This is a genomic window from Streptacidiphilus sp. P02-A3a (assembly GCF_014084105.1).
GTDB lineage: Bacteria > Actinomycetota > Actinomycetes > Streptomycetales > Streptomycetaceae > Streptacidiphilus.
The window spans coordinates 9313493-9330052 of record NZ_CP048289.1; the positions used below are offsets into that span (position 1 = coordinate 9313493).

16 protein-coding genes are annotated in these 16560 nt (G+C 69.6%); 7 read left to right on the plus strand and 9 right to left on the minus strand.

What is annotated here, in order from left to right; translation table 11 throughout:
- Positions 1-28: 28 nt before the first annotated feature.
- The 7 genes from murJ to GXP74_RS39860 all read left to right on the plus strand — a co-directional run bounded on the left by murJ (position 29) and on the right by GXP74_RS39860 (position 8996).
- Positions 29-2494 (plus strand): murein biosynthesis integral membrane protein MurJ, encoded by a 2466-nt coding sequence (gene murJ, locus GXP74_RS39830; protein WP_182456039.1) that lies wholly within the window; start codon positions 29-31, stop codon positions 2492-2494.
- Between the two features lie 163 nt (positions 2495-2657).
- Entirely contained in the window at positions 2658-4559 is a 1902-nt protein-coding gene (locus GXP74_RS39835; RefSeq protein ID WP_182456041.1) for a protein kinase family protein, read from the plus strand.
- 24 nt (positions 4560-4583) lie between these two features.
- Entirely contained in the window at positions 4584-5366 is a 783-nt protein-coding gene (sigM, locus tag GXP74_RS39840; protein ID WP_182456043.1) for an RNA polymerase sigma factor SigM, read from the plus strand.
- Entirely contained in the window at positions 5363-6298 is a 936-nt protein-coding gene (locus GXP74_RS39845; protein WP_182456045.1) for a zf-HC2 domain-containing protein, read from the plus strand. The genes sigM and GXP74_RS39845 overlap by 4 nt, the downstream gene beginning before the upstream one ends.
- 102 nt (positions 6299-6400) lie before the next feature.
- Positions 6401-7360: a thioredoxin-disulfide reductase gene (gene trxB, locus GXP74_RS39850; RefSeq protein WP_182456046.1), complete on the plus strand. Its 960-nt coding sequence runs from the start codon at positions 6401-6403 to the stop codon at positions 7358-7360.
- A gap of 49 nt (positions 7361-7409) precedes the next feature.
- Positions 7410-7739 (plus strand): thioredoxin, encoded by a 330-nt coding sequence (gene trxA / locus GXP74_RS39855; RefSeq protein ID WP_182456048.1) that lies wholly within the window; start codon positions 7410-7412, stop codon positions 7737-7739.
- Between the two features lie 120 nt (positions 7740-7859).
- Complete coding sequence (locus GXP74_RS39860; RefSeq protein ID WP_182456049.1) at positions 7860-8996, plus strand: N-acetylmuramoyl-L-alanine amidase; 1137 nt, start codon at positions 7860-7862, stop codon at positions 8994-8996.
- Between the two features lie 48 nt (positions 8997-9044).
- Here GXP74_RS39860 and GXP74_RS39865 read toward each other — a convergent pair whose 3' ends face one another.
- The 9 genes from GXP74_RS39865 to rpmH form a co-directional block, all read right to left on the minus strand.
- Positions 9045-9662, minus strand: coding sequence for a GNAT family N-acetyltransferase (locus GXP74_RS39865; protein WP_182456050.1), 618 nt, complete (start codon positions 9660-9662; stop codon positions 9045-9047).
- Positions 9663-9844: 182 nt separating this feature from the next.
- Positions 9845-10939, minus strand: coding sequence for a ParB/RepB/Spo0J family partition protein (locus GXP74_RS39870; protein WP_182456051.1), 1095 nt, complete (start codon positions 10937-10939; stop codon positions 9845-9847).
- Positions 10936-11985 carry a ParA family protein gene (locus tag GXP74_RS39875; protein ID WP_182456052.1) on the minus strand — a complete coding sequence of 350 codons (1050 nt, stop codon included), beginning with the start codon at positions 11983-11985 and terminating at the stop codon, positions 10936-10938. Before GXP74_RS39875 ends, GXP74_RS39870 begins: the two co-directional genes overlap by 4 nt.
- Before the next feature lie 458 nt (positions 11986-12443).
- Positions 12444-13220, minus strand: a complete 777-nt coding sequence (gene rsmG, locus GXP74_RS39880) for a 16S rRNA (guanine(527)-N(7))-methyltransferase RsmG (RefSeq protein WP_225448529.1) — start codon at positions 13218-13220, stop codon at positions 12444-12446.
- A 23-nt stretch (positions 13221-13243) separates the two neighbouring features.
- Entirely contained in the window at positions 13244-13780 is a 537-nt protein-coding gene (locus tag GXP74_RS39885) for a R3H domain-containing nucleic acid-binding protein (protein WP_182456053.1), read from the minus strand.
- Positions 13781-13849: 69 nt separating this feature from the next.
- Positions 13850-15085, minus strand: a complete 1236-nt coding sequence (gene yidC / locus GXP74_RS39890; RefSeq protein ID WP_182456054.1) for a membrane protein insertase YidC — start codon at positions 15083-15085, stop codon at positions 13850-13852.
- Complete coding sequence (gene yidD, locus GXP74_RS39895) at positions 15082-15450, minus strand: membrane protein insertion efficiency factor YidD (RefSeq protein WP_182456964.1); 369 nt, start codon at positions 15448-15450, stop codon at positions 15082-15084. The genes yidC and yidD overlap by 4 nt, the downstream gene beginning before the upstream one ends.
- Positions 15451-15461: 11 nt before the next feature.
- Complete coding sequence (rnpA, locus tag GXP74_RS39900; RefSeq protein WP_182456055.1) at positions 15462-15944, minus strand: ribonuclease P protein component; 483 nt, start codon at positions 15942-15944, stop codon at positions 15462-15464.
- Positions 15945-15962: 18 nt separating this feature from the next.
- The gene (gene rpmH / locus GXP74_RS39905) at positions 15963-16100 is read right to left on the minus strand and encodes a 50S ribosomal protein L34 (protein ID WP_182456056.1); all 138 of its coding nucleotides are present in this window, start codon (positions 16098-16100) and stop codon (positions 15963-15965) included.
- Between the last annotated feature and the right edge of the window lie 460 nt (positions 16101-16560).

Below are 16560 nucleotides of genomic sequence, written 5' to 3' on the forward strand. Positions count from 1 at the left end.
TCGCGGCGGACGCGCCCCCGAACCAGGCATGCCTCCGGCACAACCAGGACCGGAGGGCGGCACGGACCCGTACCTGGACGAGACCTACGCGCGCGACCCCTACGCGCAGGACCCGTACGGTCACGACGTCTACAACCAGCAGCAGTACAGCCCGGAGGGGTACGGCCAGGCCGCCTACGGGCAGCAGCAGGGCTATGGGCAGACACCCTACGGGCAGCAGGGGTACGACCCGCAAGGGTACGACCCGGCGGCCTACGGGCAGCCGCAGGGCTTCGGTCCGGCACCGGCCGCTCCGGCCGCGCCCGCCGGCTACCAGCAGAACGGCCATCCGCAGCCGCAGCCGGTCCAGCAGCAGCCCCCGCAGCCCCCGCAGTACGGCGGCCAGCCGTACGCCCAGCAGCAGGTCCAGCCACCGCAACCGCAGCAGCAGTACGTCCAGCCGCAACCGCAGCAGGTCCAGCCGCCGCAGTACGGGCAGGCCGGGTACCAGCAGCAGCCCTACGACCAGCAGCAGCCGTACGACCAGACCCAGCAGTACGGCGGCCAGCAGTACACCGGGCAGCCCTACCCGACGGTGCAGGGCGACGGCTCGGTCTACAACCCGGGCGCGCCCACCGAGTACATCGGCGTCGACGAACTGGTCAGCCGGGCCAGCCGGGAACCGGCGCCGCCCGCCGAGGACGAGGACCCCTACGCCTTCCTGTTCCGGGACGGCGGCCAGTACTACCCGCCGGCCGGATACGGCGAGTCGGTGGACTCCGCGATGGAGTTCACCAGCACCATGGCACTGTTCAAGGTCGACCCGAAGCTCCTGGCGGGCCGGGGCTCGGGCGACTCGAAGGGCGCCGACGGCGAGTCGCAGAGCGGGAACAAGGCCAGCAGCCTGCTGAGCTCCAGCGCGATCATGGCGGCCGGCACCCTTGTTTCACGTGGAACCGGATTCGTCCGCACGATGGTGATCACCTTCGCCATCGGTGTCGGTGCCATGGGCGACGCCTACAACGTCGCCAACACGCTGCCGACCCTGCTCTACATCCTCGTCGGCGGCGGCGCGCTCAACGCGGTCTTCGTCCCCCAGCTGGTCCGCAGCATGAAGAACGACGAGGACGGCGGCGAGGCCTACGCGAGCCGCCTGCTCACCCTGGTCGTGGTGGGGCTCGGTGGTGTGGTCTTTGTCGCGGTCCTGGCCGCGCCACTGCTGGTGCGACTGGTCTCCGACTCGATCATGCGGAATCCGCAGAGCGCCGACGTCACCGTGTCACTGGCCCGCTACTGCCTGCCCACGATCTTCTTCATGGGCGTCCACGTGGTCATGGGCCAGGTGCTGAACGCCCGGGGCAAGTTCGGCGCGATGATGTGGACCCCGGTCCTCAACAACATCGTCGTCATCTTCACCTTCGGCATGTACGCCTGGGTCTACGGCCCCTTCAACCACACCCAGGTCACCCCGGAGACGATCTCCTCCCAGGGCGTGCACCTGCTGGGCATCGGCACCCTGCTCGGGCTCACCGTCCAGGCCCTGTCGATGATCCCGTACCTGCGCGCGGCCGGCTTCAAGTTCCGCCCCCGCTTCGACTGGCGCGGCCACGGCCTCGGACACGCCGCCAAGCTGGCGCGCTGGACCTTCCTGTTCGTGCTCGCCAACCAGGCCGGATACCTGGTCGTCACCCAGCTGGCCACCGCCGCCGGAAACGCCTCGGGCCGGAACGGCGCCGGGCTGTCGGCCTACTCCAACGCCCTGCTGATCTGGCAGCTGCCGCAGGCCGTGATCACGGTCTCGGTGATGAGCGCCGTGCTGCCGCGGATCTCCCGCTCGGCAGCCGACGGGGACGCCCGCTCGGTCCGCGACGACCTCTCCTACGGGCTGCGGACCTCGGCGGTGGCGATCGTGCCCGCCGCGTTCATCTTCCTCGCCCTCGGACCGGTCATCGGCTCCGTGCTGTACGGCTTCGGCGGCTCGGGACAGGGCACCTCGGTCGGCTGGATGCTGTCCGCGTTCGCGCTGGGCCTGATCCCCTACTCCGCCCAGTACGTGCTGCTGCGCGGCTTCTACGCCTACGAGGACACCCGCTCGCCCTTCTACAACACGGTGTGGGTGGCCGCCAGCCAGGCCGCGCTCTCCGGCCTCTGCTACCTGGTGCTCCCCGCACGCTGGGCGGTCACCGGGATGGCCTTCGCCTACGGCCTGTCCTACCTGATCGGGCTGATGGTCGCGCTGCCCCGGCTGCGCCGCCGCATCGGCGACCTGGACGGCAAGCGGATCAAGCACACCTACAGCCGCCTGATCGGTGCCAGCATCATCCCGGCCCTGGCCGGTTTCCTCAGTTCCTTCGCCATCACCTCGATCGGCGGCAGCAGCTTCTTCTGTGAGATCGCCGCCCTGATCGTGGGCCTGGTGCTACAGCTCGGACTCTTCGTGGTGATCACCAAGAGGATGCACATCGAAGAGATGGACTCGCTGATCGGCATGGTCCGCCGCAAGATCGGCCGTTGACGGAACCCGGGACCCGATGCCTCCCCTTCCAGGGGCAACCCGAGAGGGGGATCGCGAGTCGTAGTCCCGGGGCGAGGGTTGGCACAATTGACCGCATGCCCTCGGCTGGAGGGACGTTCCAAGGGGAGGAAGGACGAAGGTGGCTGATCGCAGCGGAGCTCCCGTGGAGACCAGCGCAGGGAGCATCGACGACACCGTCGCCACAGACGAAGTCGAGCTGACGCACGCCACCGATGATGACTCGGCGTCAGAAACGCTCACCGAAGCCGAGCCCCAGGCCGAGCCTCCCGCCGAACCGGAATCCGCGCCGGAGCCCGAGGCGGAGCCCGAAGCCGAGGTGGACGCCGAGCCCGAGGCCGTGACAGAGGCCGCCCCGGAGTCCGAGGCAGAGCCGGAAACCGACGCCGAGCCGACGGTCGAGCCCGAACCGGAGCCCGCCGCCGAGGAACCCACCGCCCCTGCGGACGCCGACTCCGCCCCCGCCGTGCCGCCGCTGCTCCCGGCTCCCGTGCGCCACAGCGGTGACCGGATCGCCAACCGCTACCGCCTTGAGGAGTGCGTCGCCGAGGCCGAGGTCTTCTCCAGCTGGCGCGCCATGGACGAGAAGCTGCGCCGCGCGGTCGGGATCCACCTGCTGGCGTCGGGCCACCAGCGTGCCAAGGACGCGGTGGAGGCGGCCCGGCAGGCCGCGCTCCTCGGCGACCCGCGTTTCGTGCAGGTGCTGGACGCTGTCGAGGACGGCGAGTTGGTCTACATCATCCGTGAGTGGCTTCCCGACGCCACCGCGTTGACCACCCTGCTCGCCGACGGGCCGTTGGAGCCCTACGAGGCCTACCAGTTGGTGCGTCAGGTCACCGACGCGCTGGCCTCGGCCCACCGGCGCGGTCAGTCCCACCTGCGGCTGACCCCGGACTGCGTGCTGCGCAGCGACTCCGGGCAGTACCGGATCAACGGCATCGCCACCGACGCGGCGCTGTACGGCCTGCACCCAGAGGACCGGGCCGAGGCCGAACTCCAGGACACCCAGGCCATCGGGGCCCTGCTGTTCTCCGCGCTGACGCATCGTTGGCCCTACCCGGAGGACCGCTACGACCTCCAGGGCATGCCCAAGTTCCTTGGCATGGTAGCCCCGGAACAGGTCAGGGCGGGCGTCCACCGGGGCCTGTCGGACCTGTGCGCCCAGATGCTGTGCCCTGAACCGGGCCGCCACCTGGAGCAGTTGACCTCGCCGGACGCCGTGGCCAAGGCCATCTCGCTGATGCCGAAGGTCAAGCAGCCCGCCCCGGAGCCGCTGGTCATCCCCGACTACCCCCGGCAGCCCCGACCACAGCGTCCGGACCCGCAGAGCACCGTCCCCCTGCCCGCGGCCGCCACCCAGCCCGCACCGCTCCCGCCGGTGCCGCCCCGCCGCAGCAACCGGGCGCTCCGCTGGTCGATCTCGCTGCTGCTGATGGCCGCCGTGGGCCTGGGCAGTTGGGCCACCGCCGAGGCGCTGCTGGACAAGTCCGACCCCAACACCGGTGTCACCCGGATGCCCTCGGCCGCCGGTGTCCAGTCCAAGCCCACCCCGCACGTCACCCCGCACACCGTGAAGATCTTCCAGACCTCGGAGTTCTCGCCGCTGGACCAGACGACGATAGCGGGCGACGAGGCCCCGCTCGCCACCGACGGCAAGCCCAGTACGGCCTGGATCACCACCCCCTTCTTCAACTACCCCAACTTCGGCAACCTGCCCCAGCGCGCCGAGGGCAGCGGCATCGTGGTCGACCTCGGCAGTGTGCAGGACGTCAGCAGTGTGGACGTCACCCTGCCGTTCACCGGACAGACCATGGAGGTCGTCGCCGCCCCGGCCGGCGACACGACCGCCCCGCCGACCGACTACAGCGGCTACACCCAGCGCATCAGCGACTCGTCCACCCCGACCTCGACCACGGTGGACAGCGCGCCGCTGGCCCACCCGGTGCGCACCCGGTACGTGCTGGTGCACATCACCCAGCTGGCGCCGGACCCGGACGCGACCAACGGCTACTACGGCGGCATCTCCGAGATCCAGGTCTTCAGCTGACGAGCGGTTGCCCTAGGGGGAGCGGTGCAAGGAACAGCGGGCGGTGAGGGTCAGGACAGACCCGCCGACAGCGACAGCGAGCTACTGGCCCGCCATGTGGCGGGCGATCACGAGGCCTTCGGCGTCCTGGTCGCCCGCCACCGGGACCGGCTGTGGGCGGTGGCGCTGCGCACCCTGGGGGACCGCGAGGAGGCCGCGGACGCCCTGCAGGACGCGCTCGTCTCGGCGTTCCGGGGGGCCCACACCTTCCAGGGACGGTCCGCCGTCACCACCTGGCTGCACCGGATCGTGGTCAACGCCTGCCTCGACCGGGCCCGTCGGGCGGCCAGCCACCCCACCCGGCCACTCGACGAACAGCCCGCGGTGGAGGCCCTCCTCGGGCACGGCGAAGGCGCGGACGCCCCGGTGGAACGCGGCGAACTGCGCAAGGAGCTCGCCACCGCACTGGCCGCGCTGCCCCAGGAGCAGCGTGCCGCACTGGTCCTGGTGGACATGCACGGCTATCCCGTCGCCGAAGCGGCGGCGATCCTGGGGGTGCCCACCGGCACCGTGAAGAGCAGGTGCGCTCGTGGCCGCGCCCGGCTGCTGCCGCGGATAGCGCATCTCCGCAGTGCCGCCGTTTCACGTGAAACAACGGCATCGCCCGAAGCGACCGCGGCACGGACAACCGCGGTTTCACGTGAAACACCGGTGTCCGGCAGCGGCGCACCACCGCCGCCAAGGAACCCAGAGGGCGGCGCTTCCGTCCCACTACTGGCCGCCCCACCCGTCAAGGACTCCCGCGCAGGAGGTGAAGCAGCGCCATGACAGCAGCAGCGTCACACCTCAACCTGGACTCCTCCGGGCACCCAGACATCGAGGCCATCTCGGACTACCTTGAGGACCTGCTTGAGCCGCAGGCCACAGCCGAGCTCACCGCGCACCTGACCGGCTGTGCGGAGTGCCGGGAGTCCCGCGACGCCCTCAATGAGATCCGCGCCCTGCTGGGTCAGACCGAGCTTCCCTCGATCCCCGAGGACATCGCGCTGCGGATCGACGCTGCCCTCGCCGCCGAAGCCGCAGAACCCGCCGAGGCCGCAGAATCCGCGCAGAAGGCCGTGGAGGCACCCCGCCGGACCATGGCGCCATCCCCGCCTCCAGGGGCGGCAGCGGGCCCGTCCCGCCCCGCCGGGCGCGGTCCAGGCCGACAGCGGGGCCGGGTCCTGCGCCGCGCCGCGCTCGGGGTGGCCGCCTTCGCCGCCTGTGGGCTGATCATCACTGCCGTGGTCAACTCCCAGAGCGGTGGCGGTACCAGCGCCGGCGAGAGCACAGCCGCCAGCAGGTCCGGTACCGCCCAAGTGGGAGGCACTCACCTCACTGCCTTCTCCGAGGCTGGATTCACCCAGCAGATCCAACAGCTGCTGTCGGCCCCGCCCGCCCAGGGCAGCGGACAGCAGCAGGGCAGTGGGCAGCAGCAGGGCAGTGGCCAGCAGCCGAACGCGGTCTCCACCAGGTCGCCCGCGGGACGGTCCGCACTCACCACTCCCGGTTGTGTCCTGGCCGCCGTGGACCGTCCCGGCCAGCAGCCGCTCACCGTCTCCCTGGGCAGCTACCAGGGCGCCGAGGTCTACGCCCTGGTGTACCCGGACACCGCCGACCCCGCGCACGCGGTCAGTGCCTTCCTGGTGAGCGCCTCCTGTGTCGCCGCACCGGGTCACAGCACTCCGCTGTTGCTGTCCCGCACCGTGCCGCGTCCCTGAACGGCTGGGAATGCGGGACACTGGTCAACCGTTGAGAGGGCACAGGCAGCGATGCCGACCCCCTCGTCGGCCCAAGGCTTGCGAAGCGAATCAGGAGATGCAGTGAGCGACGTCCGTAACGTGATCATCATCGGCTCCGGCCCGGCCGGGTACACAGCCGCGCTCTACACGGCACGTGCTTCGCTGAGCCCTCTGGTGTTCGAGGGCGCGGTGACCGCCGGCGGTGCGCTGATGAACACCACGGAGGTGGAGAACTTCCCCGGGTTCCAGGAAGGCATCATGGGCCCCGAGCTCATGGACAACATGCGCGGCCAGGCGGAGCGCTTCGGCGCCGAGCTGATCCCGGACGACGTGGTCGCGGTCGACCTCACCGGCGAGATCAAGACCGTCACCGACTCCGAGGGCAACATCCACCGGGCCAAGGCAGTGATCGTCACCACCGGATCGCAGCACCGCAAGCTGGGTCTGCCGCGTGAGGACGAGCTCTCCGGGCGCGGTGTCTCCTGGTGCGCCACCTGTGACGGCTTCTTCTTCCGCGACCAGGACATCGTCGTGGTCGGCGGCGGCGACACCGCGATGGAGGAGGCCACCTTCCTGTCCCGCTTCGCCAAGTCGGTGACGGTCGTGCACCGCCGCGACAGCCTGCGCGCCAGCAAGACCATGCAGGACCGCGCCATCGCCGACCCGAAGATCAGCTTCGCCTGGAACAGCGAGGTGGCCGAGATCCACGGTGACACCAAGCTCAACGGGCTGACCCTGCGCGACACCGTCACCGGCGAGCTCCGCGAGCTGCCCGTCACCGGCCTGTTCATCGCCGTGGGCCACGACCCGCGTACGGAGCTCTTCAAGGGCCAGCTGGAGCTCGACGACGAGGGCTACCTCCGCGTCGACGCGCCCTCCACCCGGACCAACCTCTCCGGCGTCTTCGGTGCGGGCGACGTGGTCGACCACACCTACCGCCAGGCCATCACCGCCGCCGGAACCGGCTGTGCCGCCGCCCTCGACGCCGAGCGCTACCTCGCTGCGCTCGCCCACGTCGAGGCCACCGCCGCGGCCGTCTGACCCACCAACCACCATCCGTCCCAGCCCCCCGCACACCCGAGGAGTCCCCGTGGCCGGCGCCACCATCACCGTGACTGACGACACCTTCGCAGCCGACGTACTCAAGAGCGACAAGCCCGTGCTCGTCGACTTCTGGGCCACCTGGTGCGGCCCGTGCCGTCAGGTCGCCCCCGCGCTGGAGGAGATCGCCGCCGAGTACGGCGACAAGCTCACCGTCGCCAAGCTCGACATCGACAACAACCCCAACACCCCCGCCACCTACGGCGTGCTGTCGATCCCGACCATGCACGTCTACCAGAACGGCGAGATCGTGAAGACGATCGTGGGCGCCAAGCCCAAGAGCGCTCTGCTGCGTGACCTGGCGCCGTTCATCGGCTAGTCCGCGAACGCCCAACGCCGGGGCGGCCACCCATGGGTGGCCGCCCCGGCGTTTCCATGTTCCACGTGGAACGGCGCGTACGATCAGCAGATCCGATGCAGAGGAGGGGACCCTCGCACCATGACCCAGCACCTACCCCAGACGTACCGCCGGCAGCTCGGCGACACCGGGCCCGACGTAGCCGAGATTCGTTCCATGCTCACCATGCTGGGCCTGCTCAGCACCAGCACCTCCAGCGACCTGTTCGACCGGGAGGTCGACGCGGCGGTGCGCTTCTTCCAGCAGCAGCGCGGACTGACCGCGAACGGCGTCGTCGGCCTGGAGACCTACCGGCACCTCAACGAGGCCCGCTGGCGGCTCGGTGACCGTGTTCTCGGGCACACCCCGGGCAGCCTGCAGATCGGCGACGACGTGGCCCACCTTCAGCAGCGACTGCTGAACATGGGCTTCGCCCCGGGACGGGTGGACGGCATCTACGGCACCGCCACCGCCCAGGCCCTCAGCGAGTTCCAGCGCAATATGGGCCTGTACCCCGACGGCACCCTCGGCCTCACCACCTTCACCGTGCTGGAGCGGCTCTCCAGAACCGTGGTCGGCGGCGCCCCGCATGTCATGCGTGAGACCGAGATGCTGCTGCGTTCGGGCCCGGCACTCACCGGCAAGGCCGTGGTGATCGACCCCGGGCACGGGGGAGCCGACCACGGTGTGCTCGCCAACGGCTTCAGCGAGGCCGCGGTGGTCTGGGAGATCGCCATCCGGCTTGAGGAACGGCTGACCGCCCTCGGCGTCCGGACCTACCTCACCCGGCAGGCCGACGGCGGTGGCGACGAGACCCAGCGCGCGGAGTTCGCCAACGGCACCGACGCCAACCTGCTGATCTCGCTGCACCTTGAGGGCCACCGCAACCCCGCCGCCTCCGGTGTCGCCAGCTACTACTACGGCGACGAGACCCGGGGCCGCTGGTCCCATGCCGGGAAGCAGTTCGCCGGGCTGGTCCAGCGGGAGCTGGTGGCCCGCTGCGGCCTCGGCGACAACCGCAGCCACGCCCGGACCTGGACGCTGCTGCGCTCCACCCGGATGGCCGCGGTGCGGATCGAGCTGGGCTATCTGACCAACCCCGGCGACGCCGCCCGCATCGGCTCGGCCGAACTCCGCGCCCAGGCCGTCGAGTCCATCGCCGTCGCCGTCCAACGTCTCTACCTCCCGCCGGAGGACGACTCCCCGACCGGCGTACTGCACCTGCCCGCCCTGGCCTGACGCTGTGCGTGTTTCACGTGAAACACGCACAGCACCGCACGACTACGGCTACAGCGGCCGTAGCGAAGGCTCCTTCTGGACCGCACCGAGCAGGCGCTCAAGTGCCACCTCGACCTCGCCCTTCCAGGAGATCGCCGACCGCACCTCCAACCGCAGCCGCGGATAGCGATGGTGCGGTCGGACCGTCTTGAAGCCGACGGCCAGCAGATGCTCCGCCGGGAGGATGCACCCGGGCTCCTTCCAGCGGGCATCACCGAAGGCCTCGATCGCCTTGAAGTCCCGCCGGACCAGATCCTTGGCCACCGCCTGAACCAACGTCCGACCGATCCCCTGCCCCTGATAACCGGGCAGCACCCGCGCGGTCATCAACTGCACCGCATCCGGCGAGATCGGGCTGGTGGGAAAGGACAGCGAGCGGGGCACATAGGCAGGCGGCGCGTAGAGCACAAAGCCCACCGGAGCATCATCGACATAGGCGATCCGCCCGCAGGAACCCCACTCCAGCAGCACCGCGGAGATCCAGGACTCCTTCTCCAGCTCCGGATGCCCCGTCTTGACCGCGGCTTCGCCGCTCACCTGGTCCAGCTCCCAGAACACGCAGGATCTGCAGGTGACCGGAAGGTCGGAAAGACTGTCCAGCGTCAGCGGTACGAGCCTGCGTCCCATGCACCTACACCTCTGGGCTCAGCGGTCAGGAAAACTCGGCGGTCAGAACAACTCAGCGGTCAGGAAAATCCAACCTCGTTCAACGATAAGCGGGGAAACACACCGCCAGCACCCCAAGCCGAAGGGCCCGCCGTTTCACGTGAAACAACGGGCCCTTCCCACGACACATTCCGCGCCGACGGCTACGCCTCGGGTTCGCCCGGACCGCCGTTCAGCCCCTCCTTCAGCCGCTGCCCCTCACCCGGGGCGAAGGAGTCAAGGATCCGCTTCAGATCCTCCACCGTCGCGAACTCGACCACGATCTTGCCCCGATGCGCACCGAGGTCGACCTTCACCCGAGTGTCGAAGCGATCGGAGAGCCGGCTCGCCAAGCTCGCCAGAGCGGGTGAGGGCACCCGGCCGGCACGCGGCCCACGCGGCTTCGGCTTCGGCTGCTCCGCCTTCGCCAGCATGACGATCTCCTCGACCGTCCGCACCGAAAGCCCCTCGGCGTTGATCCGGTCCGCCAGCTGCTCCTGTTCCTGCTGGCTCTCCAACCCCAGCAGCGCCCTGGCATGGCCCGCCGAGATGGACTTCGCCGCCACCCGGCGCTGCACCGAGGGCGGCAGCTTGAGCAACCGCAGCGTGTTGGTCACCTGCGGCCGGGAACGGCCGATCCGGTCGGCCAGCTCGTCATGGCTGCAGGAGAAGTCCCGCAGTAGCTGGTCATAGGCGGCTGCCTCCTCCAGCGGGTTCAGCTGAGAGCGGTGCAGGTTCTCCAGCAGCGCGTCCAGGAGGAGCTTCTCGTCCTCGGTTGCCCGGACGATCGCCGGGATGGCCTCCAGACCGGCTTCCCGACAGGCACGCCAGCGGCGCTCGCCCATGATCAGCTCGTAACGGTCCGGAGCGACCTGCCGCACCACCACCGGCTGAAGCAGCCCCACCTCCTTGATGGAGTGCACCAGCTCGCTCAGTGCCTCCTCTTCGAAGATGTCACGCGGCTGACGCGGGTTCTGCCTGATCGCGTCCAACGGGATCTCGGCGAAGTAGGCGCCGTCCACCGCACGCAGCTCCGGCCCCTGGGCCTCGGCCGCCGTTTCACGTGAAACATGGCCATCCGTCTCCGCCGAGCGCTCCAGAGTGCTCACCGCGCCTGCGGCCTTGGCGGCGGCACTTCCACGTTCCGTGCCCACCGGAGGCACCGAGGCCCCGGGGATAGCCGTCCTGGTCTCCGGTCCGGCCGCTGCCGGGATCAGTGCTCCCAGCCCCCTGCCCAGACCTCTGCGACGATCGCTCACCGGTTCCCCTCCATCGTGCTGTGCTGTGCGTCCTGCGCGGACGAGCCCTGCTGCGGCCAGTCCGACTGGGCCGGGCCCTGCTCGGCCATCCGACGCGGCTGCTGCTGGTAGACCCCCGGGTGGCCGGGATCGGCGGTGAACCGGACGTCCGCCGCCCGGGCCTCGGCCGCCGCACCCCGGAGGGCGATCTCCTTGGCCGCCTCCAGGTAGGAGAGCGCCCCGGTCGAACTCGGATCATAGGTGAGGACGGTCTGTCCGTAGCTGGGTGCCTCGGAGACTCGCACCGAACGGGGGATGCTGGTCTTCAGCACCTCCTCCGCGAAGTGGGTGCGTACTTCCTCCGCGACCTGCGAGGCCAGCCTGGTCCGGGCGTCGTACATGGTCAGCAGGATCGTCGAGACATGCAGGTGCGGGTTCAGGTGGGCCCGGACCAGGTCCACGTTCCGCAGCAACTGGCCCAGCCCCTCCAGCGCGTAGTACTCGCACTGGATCGGGATCAACACCTCGCGCCCAGCGACCATGGCGTTCACGGTGAGCAGGCCGAGCGAGGGCGGGCAGTCGATCAGGATGTAGTCCAGCGGCTGTTCATAGGCCTCGATCGCCCGTTGCAGGCGGCTCTCCCGAGCCACCAGCGAGACCAGTTCGATCTCCGCGCCGGCCAGGTCGATGGTCGCCGGGCAGCAGAACAGTCCCTCGACATCGACCACGGGCTGTACGACATCGGCGAGTGGCTTGCCCTCGACCAGGACGTCGTAGATAGAGGGGACCTCGGCATGGTGGTCGATACCCAGGGCGGTGGAGGCATTGCCCTGCGGGTCGAGGTCGACGACCAGGACCCGGGCACCCTGCATCGCCAGGGAGGCGGCGAGGTTGACCGTGCTGGTGGTCTTCCCGACGCCGCCCTTCTGATTGGCCACCACCATCACCCGGGTTCGGGTCGGTCGCGGCAGCGCTTCGGTGGCACGACCCAGCGCCTCCACCGCAGCCTGGGCGGCACGGCCAATGGGAGTGTCATCGCTGAGAGCGGTGGAATCCAAGTCCTGCATAGGCGTCAGTGTTTCACGTGAAACGGGACGCCTACTACGGGGTCCCGGCAACGGATCCACCAAAGATGACCGTGCTTCCGCCCCACTCTCCGGCTCCACCGGAATCCCCAGGGCACGCGCCTTACCCGGCACGGGATCACCCCCCTCTTCTGCCTGGCTGTCGCTGGAATCATTGCGCAGCCCACCGACAAACGGGGACGCTGGCAAGCCATCTGCCCCCGCAGGGGACAGATGTTCACCCGAACGGCGACCGAACTGGCTGGCCTCACGGGCCCGGCTGAGGATTCCCGGCAGAAGAGAGCGACGTTTCACGTGAAACACGATGCCCGTTATGTCGGAATAGCAGGTCGCGACACTCCGAACAGCACGACACTCCGAACGCACTGAGGGGCCGGTGCTGTTTCACGTGAAACAGCACCGGCCCCTCAGTGGGACAGCGTCAACCCAGTGGGAGAGCGTCAGCGGCGACGGCGGGGGGCGCCGCGACCACCGGCGGCCGACCGGTCTGCGCGGGCGGCCTTGGCCCGCCGGGCTGCCGCCTTCACCCCGCCCGGGCTCTCGCCCACCTGCACCCGGACCACATGGGTCGGGGTCTCCACCACTCCCTTACCGGCAATGCCCACCGACCACTCGCGCGCACCCAGCTTCACCAGAGCCGCCTTGTGGTCCGCCAGCTCCTGCTCCGCCAGATCACCCTTGAGGGCCAGCATCTCGCCGTAAGGGCGCAGCAGCGGCAGTCCCCAACCGGCCAGCCGGTCCAGTGGAGCCACCGCCCGCGCGGTGACCACGTCCACCGAGAGCTTGCCGATCATCTCCTCGGCCCGACCCCGCACCACGGTCACGTTCTCCAGACCGAGCTCACGGACCGCCTCCTCCAGGAAGGTGGTGCGGCGCAGCAGCGGTTCCAGCAGGGTGATCCGCACGTCCGGCCGGGCCAGGGCGACCGGGATCCCGGGCAGGCCGGCGCCGGAGCCGACGTCGCAGAGCGACACCCCTGGCTCCAGCAGCTCGCCCAGCACCGCGCAGTTCAGGATGTGCCGCTCCCACAGCCGTGGGACTTCGCGGGGGCCGATCAGTCCCCGTCGGACCCCGGCGTCGGCCAGCAGCTCGGCATAGCGCACGGCCTGGTCGAAGTTGCCGTCGAAGACCTCCCGGGCCGACGCCGGGGCGTCAGGGAGTTCCTGTCCGGGCTCCTCGGACACCGCGTCCCCGTCTTCCATCGGCACTGCCGACATCGCCGTTCCCCTCCTCGTCCGGGTCAGCCGGCCAGCGAGGGCAGGACGACGACGAAGCGCTGTGGCTCTTCGCCCTCGGACTCGCTCCGGAGACCGGCGGCGGCGACCGCGTCATGGACGACCTTGCGCTCGAAGGGCGTCATCGGCCGCAGCTTGACCGGGGCACCGCTCTCCTTGGCCTCCTGGGCGGCCTGGGCGCCCAGCTCCGCCAGTTCCGCACGCTTCCGCGCCCGGAACCCGGCAATGTCCAGCATGAGCCTGCTTCGCTCGCCCGTCTCCCGGTGCACCGCCAGCCGGGTCAGCTCCTGCAGGGCCTCCAGCACCTCGCCGTCCTGGCCGACCAGTCGCAGCAGCGACCGATCGGCGGCCGGGCCCTCACCGATGATGGAGACCGAGGCGCGGTCGCCCTCAACGTCCATGTCGATGTCACCGTCGAGGTCGGCGATGTCGAGCAGGGCCTCCAGGTAGTCCGCGGCGATCTCGCCTTCCTGCTCCAGGTTGCCGAGCTGGTCGCCCTCGGACTGGTCCTGCTCGACCGGCGTCACGGTGCCCTCCGTCACGGATGGCCTCCTTGGGTACTCGTGTGGTGGACAGCAGCAGCGTTGCGGGTAGGTCCGCGGTGGGCGCTACTAGGACTTCTTCTTGGGACGCTGGCCTGCCGGCTGCGGGCTGCGCTTCCCCGGCTGGTTGGCGCGCTTGGGCTGGCCGCTCTGGCCGGGCTCCGTGCTGGGGGTGACCGCCCGGCCACGGGCCTGCTGCGGCGTGGTCCGCTGCTGCTTGGACTGCTGCGGCTTGGCCTTCGACTGCGGCTTGGCGGCCGACTCGGCGTCGGAGACGTCCGGGGTCTCCTCGGCGGCCCGCACCACGGCGTCCGCGGGCGCCGTTCCGGCCTGGCCGCCGCCGCTCTGGCGCTGGGACTTGGTCTGCCGCTTGGGCTGCTGCCGCCGGACCGGAGCGGTGTCCTCGACGACCGCCTCGGCCGGAGCCGCCTCTCCGCCCTTCACCAGCGAAGCGAGCCCGGCCTTGACCGGGGTGCCGTCCGCGTTGAGCTTGCCCTGGGACTTCAGCCGCTCCAGGCGGGCCTTGTGCGCGACCGAACCGGGGGTCGGGTTCTGGTGGATGATCACGAACTGCTGGCCGAGGGTCCACAGGTTGGTGGTGACCATGTAGACCAGCACACCGACCGGCATGTTGATGCCGAAGAAGATGTAGATGATCGGCAGCACGTACATCATCATCTTCTGCTGCTGCATGTACGGCGTCTTGACCGTGAGGTCGACGTTCTTCGTCATCATCATGCGCGTCATCAGGAACTGCGACGAGCACATGACCGCGATCATGATGCCGGTGACGATCTTTACGCTGGTGTTCGAGTGCGAGGAGACGAAGGTCGCCGACAGCAGCGCGCCGAAGATGTGCGCCACGTGCGCGCTGGCCAGCACCGAGCCGTGGATCGCGCCGACGGCCTGGTTGTCGGCCACCTTGCGGAGCACGCCGTACAGGGCCATGAAGAACGGCGACTGGATCAGCAGCGGCAGGCAGCTCCCGGCCGGGTTGACCCCGGCCTCCTTGTAGACCTTCATGGTCTCTTCGGAGAGCTTCTGCCGGTCGCCCTTGTAGCGCTCCTGGATGGCCTTCAGCCGCGGCTGCAGGGCCTGCATCGCGCGCATCGACTTGGTCTGCTTGATCGTCAACGGGATCATGCAGGCCCGGATGACCACCGTCAGCGTGACGATGGACAGGCCCCAGGCCCAACCACTGTCAGGCGCGAAGATCTGGCTGTACATCGCGTGGAACTGGACCACGATCCACGAGACAGCGGTGTACAGCGGACTTAGGACGGAGTCGAGAAACCCCACGGTCATGCTCCTTGAACGTTGGTCGAGGGAGCCGGCGCGTCGGCGCGACTCGAATTGTGGGGTCCCAGGTCCTCGGTGCCTCGGGACAGTAGCCTGCGCACCCACTGGTGCCAGACCGGGCGCTTGCGCGCGGGAACGTAGTCAAAGCCACCCGCGCTCCATGGATTGCAGCGCAGGATCCGCCACGCGGTGAGGACGGTGCCCTTGACCGCGCCGTGGACCTTGATTGCCTCGAACCCGTAGCGGGAACAGGACGGGTGGTAACGGCAAACCGGTCCCAGCAGCGGACTGATCGTCCACTGGTAGACCCGGATGAGCCCCATCAGCAGGTACTTACCTGCCAGGAGCGCAGCCAGGCCGGTGATCACCATCAGCAGGTACGTCACTGCCCTGCTCCCGTCGGCGAGGAGGCGGTACCGGTGCTCTGCGGCCGGTTGCCACGGGGCGCCGTCAACTTCCGCAACGCGGAGTCAAGATCGCGTTCCAGGTCCGCGTAGTCCGCCGCCCCGGCTGGGGGCAGCGCGCGTACCACTACCAGGCTACCTGCGGGCAGACTGGAGATACGGGCGGCTACCAGGTGACGAAGCCGACGCTTTACACGGTTGCGGACCACTGCTGGTCCGACGGCTTTGCTGACGACAAAACCCGCACGCGCCGGGGAGGGTGCCTCCCCGGCGCCGTGCGGGTCTGGTGACGTCATTTCCGTGTTCGCGACAGGATCGACCGCACCGTGCGCCCCGCTGTCCGTGGCACCTCTGCTCTCGCTGAGGTGCACGACCAACAGTGGGCGTCCGGCGCGGCGGCCCCGCCGCGTCGCGGTCGCGAAGTCCTGGCGCCGCCTCAGCCGATGTTCGGAGGGCAGCACGTCATGACCTGAGTGTGATCAGGCGGACAGGCGAGCGCGACCCTTTTCGCGGCGAGCCGCGAGGATCGAACGGCCGGCACGGGTACGCATCCGCAGACGGAAGCCATGGGTCTTGGCGCGACGACGGTTGTTCGGCTGGAAGGTGCGCTTGCTCACGGGGGGACTCCAGGATGAATCGAAGGGTGGCGGGGCGTCGCCTGGCCGTCACCGTGCGTCCGCGCGATCCCCGAAACCGTTATGTACGGTGATCCACGACGCCCGTAGCTGCGCGCCTTGGTGTGCGGATATTCCGCGGGCATGCGGCAGCGGCCATCGACAACTCGACCTCGTTACGGTACGTGGAAGAGGGCCAAGGGGTCAAACCAGCCTTTGGCAGCCACCGGTCCGCCGGTCCCGCACCGGGCCGTCCGGATGGTCTGCGACACTGCTTGTACACACCCTGTGGACAAGAACTTGAACGCAGGCGCTCTCGCTGACTACCGTTGGCAGACTCTCTGACCCCTTCCGTCCTCCGGCGACCCGCCCGGTCTTCCCCGCCACCCGCCCAGGTGGAACGAGAAAGCGTGCACCAGTGGCTGATACGAGCAGCGATCTTGCGACCGTCTGGGCGCGGGTC

Excerpts from the sequence above, each read along its gene's own strand:
- murJ (WP_182456039.1), top strand. The coding sequence starts at position 29 with ATGCCTCCGGCACAACCAGGACCGGAGGGCGGCACGGACCCGTACCTG.
- GXP74_RS39845 (WP_182456045.1), top strand. The coding sequence starts at position 5,363 with ATGACAGCAGCAGCGTCACACCTCAACCTGGACTCCTCCGGGCACCCA.
- GXP74_RS39860 (WP_182456049.1), top strand. The coding sequence starts at position 7,860 with ATGACCCAGCACCTACCCCAGACGTACCGCCGGCAGCTCGGCGACACC.
- GXP74_RS39865 (WP_182456050.1), bottom strand. The coding sequence starts at position 9,662 with ATGGGACGCAGGCTCGTACCGCTGACGCTGGACAGTCTTTCCGACCTT.
- GXP74_RS39875 (WP_182456052.1), bottom strand. The coding sequence starts at position 11,985 with ATGCAGGACTTGGATTCCACCGCTCTCAGCGATGACACTCCCATTGGC.
- rsmG (WP_225448529.1), bottom strand. The coding sequence starts at position 13,220 with ATGTCGGCAGTGCCGATGGAAGACGGGGACGCGGTGTCCGAGGAGCCC.
- yidC (WP_182456054.1), bottom strand. The coding sequence starts at position 15,085 with ATGACCGTGGGGTTTCTCGACTCCGTCCTAAGTCCGCTGTACACCGCT.
- yidD (WP_182456964.1), bottom strand. The coding sequence starts at position 15,450 with ATGGTGATCACCGGCCTGGCTGCGCTCCTGGCAGGTAAGTACCTGCTG.